Origin of the sequence: Enterobacter cloacae complex sp. OE43NF, from assembly GCF_023544405.1 — a bacterium.
Lineage (GTDB): Bacteria > Pseudomonadota > Gammaproteobacteria > Enterobacterales > Enterobacteriaceae > Enterobacter > Enterobacter cloacae.
In genome coordinates this window covers 1-2,066 of the sequence record NZ_JAMJFW010000118.1, presented here as the reverse complement: position 1 = coordinate 2,066, position 2,066 = coordinate 1, and the positions used below count along the sequence as shown (strand labels likewise).

The window sequence follows — 2,066 nt, the reverse complement described above, 5'->3', positions numbered from 1 at the left end:
CTGTTATGGCCGCGTTTATCTCATTCCACGCCTGACACTCAGTTCCGGGTAGGCAGTTCGCTCCAAGCTGGACTGTATGCACGAACCCCCCGTTCAGTCCGACTGCTGCGCCTTATCCGGTAACTATCGTCTTGAGTCCAACCCGGTAAGACATGCAAAAGCGCCACTGGCAGCAGCCACTGGTAACTGATTTAGAGGAGATAGTCTTGAAGTCATGCGCCAGTTAAGGCTAAACTAAACGAACAGTTTTGGTGACTGCGCTCCTCTAACTAGCCAGTTACCTCGGTTCAAAGAGTTGCTGCTCTGAGAACCTTCGAGAAAACCGCCTTGCTGGGCGGTTTTTTCGTTTTCAGAGCAAGAGATTACGACGAGACTGAATGAATCTCAAGATTTCATTTAGCCTGCCACCCGATCATTCAAAGTTTTGGCGTAGTTCTGACCCGCTCCCCGTGATTTTTACATACCCACCACGGGGGCAATAAGGTTTCTATTGCGTTTTTTCGATAAAACCCGTAGGTTTTAGAGGTGATTAGCTGAGAGGTTCCGCTCCACAAGAGAGATATAGCGAGATGATTCGTCCGCTGAATAATCCTAACATCTAGTAACTTAGCTTACGCTAAACCATGGCCCACAGGGCAATGTATGGACTATGACCTGCTCCCCGTGATTTGTTACATACCCACCACAGGGCATTATTTTTTTTTGATGATATGTACAAAATCAGTGGTTAGGAATAATCTTAGAAACCTTAACAAACACACACACAAACAGTGGTTATGCTTCATCTCATTACAATAAGTAACGACAGTATCATGCTAAAAAAAGATGATATTACCTTTATAAAATCATAACAGGCTGTTTTTGTTAAATTAATCAGGAATTTATGGACTGGACTTTACTTGCTATCGCCATTGCTCTACTTGTTGTAGCTGTCTACTCAGGAATCTCATACTTCAGAGAAAAAAAAGCAATCAGTCGTACATTTAGGCGTAGGCGATAGCGCCCTATTTACCATAATCCCTTCTTACGCGCACCGCGAAAACGCGCTCAGGGCGTTTCTGCGCCTTCAGCCACAAAAGAGCACGTCTTACCCCCAGAAAACCGCCCGGAATCGCTCTGGTGAGTTTTACGGGGGTGAATGACTATGCACCGTAGTGAATACCACGCTGTTTCGCCCTGAACTCCCCACAAAACCGACGAAAGTGGCAATCAGCGACGCGGCGCCCGCGGACGCGACCAGGTAAATTCCGCCTGCTGCCGCTCCTCCTCACGCGCAGATCGCTGCCGTTCTGCCTGGCGCTGCGATTCGATCTGTGCACGAGCCCTGTTAAGGACAATGTGCCTGTTGGGCTGATTCAGCTTCTTGCCTGACGCTCTCTCAGCGGCGGCAACAGCATCGTCGAGAAATCTTTTCTCGGCGGGCGTCAGGTTTATCAGTCGTTTCATGGCGATCTCCGGTCAGAATAACTCTGCACAGTCTGCCAGACACGGCGAACCTCATGAAGAACCTGCAGCCGGGAACAGCCCTGAGATATCGTTTTGGTGCCGGCATCGTGATGGCGGTACTCCAAAAACACATCTTGTCCCGCTTTCAGTTTCTGAATTTGCGGGTTCCGGGCGCAGCGCCGGACCAGTCACGTAGCGCTAGCGGAGTGTATACTGCCTTAGTATGTTGGCATGAGTGCGATAATCAGGAAAGCGCCTTATGTGGCAGGAGAAAAATGCTGCAGCAGAGCGTAAGCAGAATATGCGATACAGAAGATATTCCGCTTCCTCGCTCACTGACTCGCTTCGCTCGGTCGTTCGGCTGCGGCGAGCGGTGCCGGCTTACGGGCGGGGCGGAAATTTCCAGGAAGATACCAGGAAGAAACTTAACAGGGAAGCGATGAGGCCGCGGCGAAGCCGTTTTTCCATAGGCTCCGCCCCCCTGACAAGCATCACAAAATCTGACGCTCAAATCAGTGGCGGCGAAACCCGACAGGACTTAAAGATACCAGGCGTTTCCCCCTGGTCGCTCCCTCGTGCGCTCTCCTGTTCCTGCCTTTCGGTTTACCGGTGTCATTCCG

At 50.5% G+C, this 2,066-nt stretch carries 3 protein-coding genes; 2 read left to right on the top strand and 1 reads right to left on the bottom strand.

Features of this window, described 5'->3' with window-relative positions; all coding sequences use genetic code 11:
• The first annotated feature begins 76 nt into the window (after window positions 1-76).
• A complete protein-coding gene (locus tag M8370_RS23165) occupies window positions 77-190 on the top strand; it encodes a replication initiation protein (RefSeq protein WP_071789001.1) in 114 nt (37 codons plus the stop codon).
• A 693-nt stretch (window positions 191-883) separates the two neighbouring features.
• Window positions 884-1,000 carry a small membrane protein gene (locus M8370_RS23160; RefSeq protein ID WP_250021851.1) on the top strand — a complete coding sequence of 39 codons (117 nt, stop codon included), beginning with the start codon at window positions 884-886 and terminating at the stop codon, window positions 998-1,000.
• Between the two features lie 209 nt (window positions 1,001-1,209).
• On the opposite strand, the gene M8370_RS23155 is transcribed toward M8370_RS23160, so the two are convergent.
• Window positions 1,210-1,446: a hypothetical protein gene (locus M8370_RS23155; RefSeq protein WP_016947370.1), complete on the bottom strand. Its 237-nt coding sequence runs from the start codon at window positions 1,444-1,446 to the stop codon at window positions 1,210-1,212.
• Window positions 1,447-2,066 lie beyond the last annotated feature (620 nt).

Bases quoted from the DNA above. Each gene is read 5' to 3' on its own strand.
- M8370_RS23165 (WP_071789001.1), top strand. From the start codon at position 77: ATGCACGAACCCCCCGTTCAGTCCGACTGCTGCGCCTTATCCGGTAAC.
- M8370_RS23160 (WP_250021851.1), top strand. From the start codon at position 884: ATGGACTGGACTTTACTTGCTATCGCCATTGCTCTACTTGTTGTAGCT.
- M8370_RS23155 (WP_016947370.1), bottom strand. From the start codon at position 1,446: ATGAAACGACTGATAAACCTGACGCCCGCCGAGAAAAGATTTCTCGAC.